Source organism: Kribbia dieselivorans NBRC 106261, from assembly GCF_001552435.1.
Taxonomy (GTDB): Bacteria; Actinomycetota; Actinomycetes; order Actinomycetales; family Dermatophilaceae; genus Kribbia; species Kribbia dieselivorans.
Window position 1 is genome coordinate 1 of the sequence record NZ_BCRE01000127.1, and the last position, 5,310, is coordinate 5,310.

7 protein-coding genes are annotated in these 5,310 nt (G+C 71.7%); 5 read left to right on the plus strand and 2 right to left on the minus strand.

Translation table 11 applies throughout. The annotated features are described in order from the left end of the window. Nucleotides 1-17 precede the first annotated feature (17 nt). Nucleotides 18-1,010: a malate dehydrogenase gene (locus KD1_RS10990; RefSeq protein WP_068401870.1), complete on the minus strand. Its 993-nt coding sequence runs from the start codon at nt 1,008-1,010 to the stop codon at nt 18-20. 139 nt (nt 1,011-1,149) lie between these two features. Here KD1_RS10990 and KD1_RS10995 point away from each other — a divergent pair, with 139 nt between their 5' ends. Beyond that, nucleotides 1,150-1,662, plus strand: coding sequence for a sigma-70 family RNA polymerase sigma factor (locus KD1_RS10995; RefSeq protein WP_068401879.1), 513 nt, complete (start codon nt 1,150-1,152; stop codon nt 1,660-1,662). Next, nucleotides 1,659-2,360, plus strand: coding sequence for an anti-sigma factor family protein (locus tag KD1_RS11000; protein ID WP_068401872.1), 702 nt, complete (start codon nt 1,659-1,661; stop codon nt 2,358-2,360). Before KD1_RS10995 ends, KD1_RS11000 begins: the two co-directional genes overlap by 4 nt. A 92-nt stretch (nt 2,361-2,452) precedes the next feature. Here KD1_RS11000 and KD1_RS11005 read toward each other — a convergent pair whose 3' ends face one another. Continuing rightward, complete coding sequence (locus tag KD1_RS11005; RefSeq protein ID WP_068401881.1) at nt 2,453-2,860, minus strand: hypothetical protein; 408 nt, start codon at nt 2,858-2,860, stop codon at nt 2,453-2,455. Between the two features lie 195 nt (nt 2,861-3,055). Between KD1_RS11005 and KD1_RS11010 the strand changes: the two genes are divergently transcribed. From KD1_RS11010 to KD1_RS11020, 3 genes are all read left to right on the plus strand, one after another. Next, nucleotides 3,056-4,054 carry a zinc-dependent alcohol dehydrogenase gene (locus tag KD1_RS11010; RefSeq protein WP_306307016.1) on the plus strand — a complete coding sequence of 333 codons (999 nt, stop codon included), beginning with the start codon at nt 3,056-3,058 and terminating at the stop codon, nt 4,052-4,054. Further along, nucleotides 4,042-4,440 carry a 6-pyruvoyl trahydropterin synthase family protein gene (locus KD1_RS11015; RefSeq protein WP_068401875.1) on the plus strand — a complete coding sequence of 133 codons (399 nt, stop codon included), beginning with the start codon at nt 4,042-4,044 and terminating at the stop codon, nt 4,438-4,440. Before KD1_RS11010 ends, KD1_RS11015 begins: the two co-directional genes overlap by 13 nt. After that, nucleotides 4,437-5,310: glycosyltransferase family 4 protein (locus KD1_RS11020; protein ID WP_068401877.1), on the plus strand; the 874-nt coding region annotated here is incomplete at its 3' end. The genes KD1_RS11015 and KD1_RS11020, both read left to right, overlap by 4 nt.

A 5,310-nucleotide genomic window follows, 5' to 3' on the forward strand; every position in this document is an offset into this window, starting at 1 on the left:
CGAAACAGCGCGCGAGATCAGCTGATCAGGCCGAGTTCCTTGACCGCGTCGCGCTCGCCGACGAGCTCGGCAACCGAGGCGTCGATCTTGGCGCGGGAGAAGTCGTCGATCTCGAGACCCTGGACGATCTCGTACTCGCCGCCCTTGCAGACCACCGGGAACGAGGAGATGAGGCCCTCGGGCACACCGTAGGAACCGTCCGAGGCGACCGACATGGACACCCAGTCACCCTCGGCCGACCCGAGCGCCCAGTCACGGGCGTGGTCGATGGTCGCCGAGGCGGCCGACGCGGCGGAGGACGCGCCACGGGCGTCGATGATGGCCGCGCCACGCTTGGCGACGGTCGGGATGAACGCGTTGGCCAGCCACTCCTGGTCGTTCACGGCCTCGGCGGCGTTCTTCCCGGAGACCTCGGCGTGGAACAGGTCGGGGTACTGGGTGGCCGAGTGGTTGCCCCAGATCGTCATCTTGCGGATCTCGGTGACCGGCACGCCGAGCTTGGCGGCCAGCTGCGAGATCGCGCGGTTGTGGTCGAGGCGGGTCAACGCGGAGAAGCGCGTGCGCGGGATGTCCGGCGCGTTGTTCATCGCGATGAGCGCGTTGGTGTTGGCCGGGTTGCCGGTCACGGTGACGTGGATGTCGTCCGCGGCGACCTCGTTGAGCGCCTTGCCCTGCGGAGCGAAGATGCCACCGTTGGCCGAGAGCAGGTCACCGCGCTCCATGCCCGGGCCACGCGGACGGGCACCGACGAGCAGGGCGTGGTTGACACCGTCGAAGACCGTGTTCGCGTCGTCGCCGATCTCGACCTTGGCCAGCGTCGGGAACGCGCAGTCGTCAAGCTCCATGACGACACCCTCGAGGGCCTTCAGGGCCGGGGTGATCTCGAGCAGGCGCAGCTCGACCGGGGTGTCGGGGCCGAACAGGGCTCCGGAGGCGATGCGGAAAAGCAGGCTGTAGCCGATCTGGCCGGCGGCGCCGGTGACGGCGACCTTGACAGGAGTGGTGCTCACTGGTGAACCCCTTCGTGATGGAGGCAGGGACATGCTGATCCGACGCTAGCAGCGCCGCGACCTCGACAGGCAGGCAGGTTCGTGCCAGCGTGGTGAACCTCGGGTGTGCGCACTGCGTATGGCCTTGCAGGAGGTCCTCATGTCGGACAGCGGCACGGCATTGATGCAGCAGCTGTATGACGAGCACGCCGCTGCCCTGTGGGGGTACTGCCTCCGGCTCACGGGCCAGGATCACGCCCGCGCCGAGGACCTCGTCCAGGAAACGCTGATCCGCGCCTGGCGCCACCGGGCGCGCCTCGACGAGAGCCAGGGCTCCGTGCGCGCGTGGCTGTTCACCGTCGCCCGCCACCTCGCCATCGACGAGTGGCGCACCAAGCGGTCGCAGAGCGAGTTCAGCGTCGCCGAGGTGCCCGAGAGTCGCGAGGCAACCGACCACACCGATCAACTGTTGTTGTCGTGGATGGTGGCCGACGCGCTCCTGTCACTCTCGGCGGATCACCGTGCGGTCCTGGTGGAGTGCTACTTCCGCGGCGCCTCGGTCGCCGAGGCCGGTCGAACCCTCGGCATCCCCGCGGGGACGGTCAAGTCCCGCACGCATTACGCGCTCCGGGCGCTGCGCCTGGTGCTGCAGGAGAGGGGTGTGTCCGCATGACCTGCGAGTTCGAGCGGACCGACGGCGCCTACGTCCTTGGGGCACTCTCGCCGACCGAACGTCTCGCGTTCGAGCGGCACCTGCCGCAGTGCGCGGACTGCCGACGCTCCGTGCGCGAGCTCGCGGGCCTGCCCGGCCTGCTCGCCCAGGTCAGCCTCGACGACCTCGACCCGGCGAATCAGCCACCCGTGCCGCACACGCTCCAGGGTGCCCTCATCGACGACATCCGCCGCGCGCAACGCCGGCGGAGTCTCGTCGTCGCGGGTATCGCGGCCTCCGTCGCGGCGGGTCTGGTCTCGGCCGTGGCGATCGGGATCGCCGCGCAGGACTCGGGCGGCGACGCCACGACGCCGGTCGCCTCCAGCGTGACGAGTACGGCGCCCACCCGGGCGATGACCGTCCTCGTCCACGCGCCGTTGGAGGCGAACGTCGTCGTGAACTCCGTCCCCTGGGGCACGCGGCTGGACGTGACCTGCGCGTACGGCATCGAACCGGGGTACCCGACGAACCTCCCCAAGGTCGAGTACGCCCTCGTCGTGCGCACCGTGGGCGGTGCCAGCGAGCGGGTGGCGACCTGGTGGGGCGTCCCCGGCAAGACCATGCAGTTCTCGGCGGCCACCGCCACGGCCCGCGCCGACATCACGGCGGTGGAGATGCGCACGAGCGACGGCACGACCGTGGCGCGTTTGGCGATGTGAGCGATTGGCGCGTGGCGGAGCGCGGCGGGGTCCGGGACCCCACCGCGCTCCGGTCATCGCCGCTCCGGTCATCGCCGTCAACGGCCCGGTCGTCAGTGGGCCCGCCGCACCCCCACCCGAGCCGGAGCGCCGTGCGCCGCAGTCCGTTGGAGCACGACGGGGCTGAGCAGGGCCAGGCCCCCGATGATGCAGACGATCTCGGCCGCCGCCGCGGTGAGCACGAAGCCGCCGGTCCACCGCTCGTGGACCCCGAACAGCCCGACGGTTGCGGAGATGAGGAAGGCGCCCAGGGTGCTCACGCCGAAGCCGGTCACGAGGAAGGCCGGAATCCAGTGGTTCCAGCCGACCAACAGCACGGCGATGACGATGCCGGCCACCGCGTTGACCAGGAAGGCCGGGCCGATGACGTTGAGGTCTCGATAGCCCTCGAACGCGAAGAGGATGAAGTGCACGGCTGCCGAGACGAGCGCGGCCGCGGCCGTGACGAGCCGAATCCACATGGTGCTGCTCCGTTCCGGGCGGTGCGGTCGTGGCGACGTGGTCGCCGTCGCGGCGCCGAAACGCTGCACCACCTCATGTCCTCATACGACCCTGACGCCCCAACGGTTCACCGACGCCACTGAACCGTCAGCGCTCCCCACTCGTGTCCTCGGTATGCGGCGACTTCCCAGCCGGCGACAGCCTCCGAGCACCCGATGACCGGCCCGGCCCGCGCCTTCTGGCTGCGCACCCCCGGCGTCGGCGAGATCCGCCCGGTCGCGTTGCGCGAGCCCGGCCCGGGGGAGGTCCGGGTGCGCACCACCCGATCGGGCGTGAGCCGCGGCACCGAGGCCCTCGTCTTCCGCGGCGGCGTCCCCGCCGACCAGTACGCCGCGATGCGCGCCCCGTTCCAGGAGGGCGAATTCCCCGCGCCGGTCAAGTACGGCTACCTCAGCGTGGGCGTTATCGACGACGGGCCGGCGAACCTGCGTGGCCGCCGGGTCTTCTGCCTCCACCCGCATCAGAGCGCCTACGTCGTGCCGACCACCGCGGTCGTGCCGATCCCCGACGACGTGCCCGATGACCGGGCCGTGCTCGCCGGCACGGTCGAGACTGCCATCAACGCCCTGTGGGACGTGCCACCCCTGATCGGTGATCGTGTCGCCGTCGTCGGAGCAGGCATGGTCGGCCTGTGCCTGGCCCGGATCCTCGTGGGGATCCCGGGCGTGCACGTCACCGTCGTCGACGTCGATCCGCAGCGCGAAACCGCGGCGCGAGCCCTGGGCGCCGACTTCGCCCACCCCGCCGACGCGCCGGGCGACCGCGACCTCGTCGTCCACGCGAGCGCCACCGGAGCCGGGCTCCAACTCTCCCTCGACCTGCTCACCGCGGAGGGCGTCGTCCTCGACGTCAGCTGGTACGGCGACGCCGACGTGACGCTGCGGCTCGGGGGCGCGTTCCACTCCCGCCGGCTGTCCATCCGCGAGCCAGGTCGGCACCATCGCGCCAGCCCACCGCACGGGGCGCACGACGCGGCAACGCCTCGGCCTCGCCCTGCACCTGCTGCGCGACCCGGCGTACGACGTCCTGCTCACCGGCAGTTCATCCTTCGACGACCTGCCCGAGGTCATGCCGCAGCTGGCCTCCGGGGCGCTCCCGGCGCTGTGCCACACGATCACCTACCCGCAGGAGGCGCAGTGACATGTTCAGCGTGACCGTCCGGGACCACATGATGGTGGCCCACAGCCTGCGCGGGGCGATCTTCGGCCCGGCCCAGCGATTGCACGGCGCGACCTACGTCGTCGACGCGACGTTCCGCGCTCCGCACCTCGACGGCGATGGCCTCGTCGTCGACATCGGCCGCGCCACGCAGGCGCTCGCGGACGTCCTGGCCGACCTGTCGTACCGCAACCTCGACGAGGACCCGACCCTGGCCGACGTCACCACCACGACCGAACGGCTCGCCCAGGTCGTCGCCGACCGGCTGGCGGAAAGGGTGGCCCGCGGCGAGGTGGGCGCGACGACCAGCCACGTCACGGCGCTCCTGGTGACCCTGCACGAATCCCACATCGCGTGGGCGAGCTACGAGCGTGCGCTGTGACCACCGTGCACGTCATCGTCCCCGAAGGCGTGGACGACGTGACCCGCCCCAGCGGCGGCAACACCTATGACGCGCGGGTCATCGCCGGGCTGACCTGCCTGGGCTGGACCGTGCGACGCCACGTGGCACCGGGCGACTGGCCCGTGCCGGACGCACCCGCGCGGCAGGCCCTGCACACCGACTTGGGGGCCCTGCCCGATCGCAGTCTCGTGCTCATCGACGGGCTCGTCGCCTCCGTGGTCCCCGAGGTGATCGTGCCGGAGTCCCGTCGCCTCCGGATCATCGTGCTGCTCCACCTCCCGCGAGGGCACGATGAGGCCGGCGGCGGTGTCGATGCGCTCGATGCCCAGGCCCGCACTCGGCGGGACGAACGCGCCGTCCTGCGGGCCGTGCGCGCGATCATCGTGCCCAGCCGGTGGACCCGCGAGTGGCTCATCGCGGCCTACGACCTCGAACCGCATCGAATCTCCGTGGTCTCGCCCGGCGTGGACGCGGCACCGGTCACCGCGGGCGGGGTGGATGGCAACCGGCTCGTCTGTGTCGGGGCGCTCACGTCGATCAAGGGGCAGGACCGGCTCGTCGATGCGCTCGCCGACCTGCTCGATCTGGCGTGGTCCTGCGCCCTGGTGGGATCCCTGGCCGTCGAGCCGACCTTCGCCGCCCACCTCCGGCAGCGGGTGGCGGCCACCGGCGCGGGCAGCCGTGTCGCCTTCCACGGGGCCCTGCCGGCCGCCAGCCTGGCCGAGGTCTACGCCGCCGGCGACGTGCTCGTCGTGCCCTCGAGGATCGAGACGTACGGACTCGTCGTCGTCGAGGCCCTGGCCCGCGGACTTCCCGTGATCGGCGCGGATGTCGGTGGGCTGGCCGAGG

What these genes read in the sequence shown, in the direction of transcription:
- KD1_RS10995 (WP_068401879.1), top strand. Translation starts at nt 1,150, where the DNA reads ATGTCGGACAGCGGCACGGCATTGATGCAGCAGCTGTATGACGAGCAC.
- KD1_RS11000 (WP_068401872.1), top strand. Translation starts at nt 1,659, where the DNA reads ATGACCTGCGAGTTCGAGCGGACCGACGGCGCCTACGTCCTTGGGGCA.
- KD1_RS11005 (WP_068401881.1), bottom strand. Translation starts at nt 2,860, where the DNA reads ATGTGGATTCGGCTCGTCACGGCCGCGGCCGCGCTCGTCTCGGCAGCC.
- KD1_RS11010 (WP_306307016.1), top strand. Translation starts at nt 3,056, where the DNA reads ATGACCGGCCCGGCCCGCGCCTTCTGGCTGCGCACCCCCGGCGTCGGC.
- KD1_RS11015 (WP_068401875.1), top strand. Translation starts at nt 4,042, where the DNA reads ATGTTCAGCGTGACCGTCCGGGACCACATGATGGTGGCCCACAGCCTG.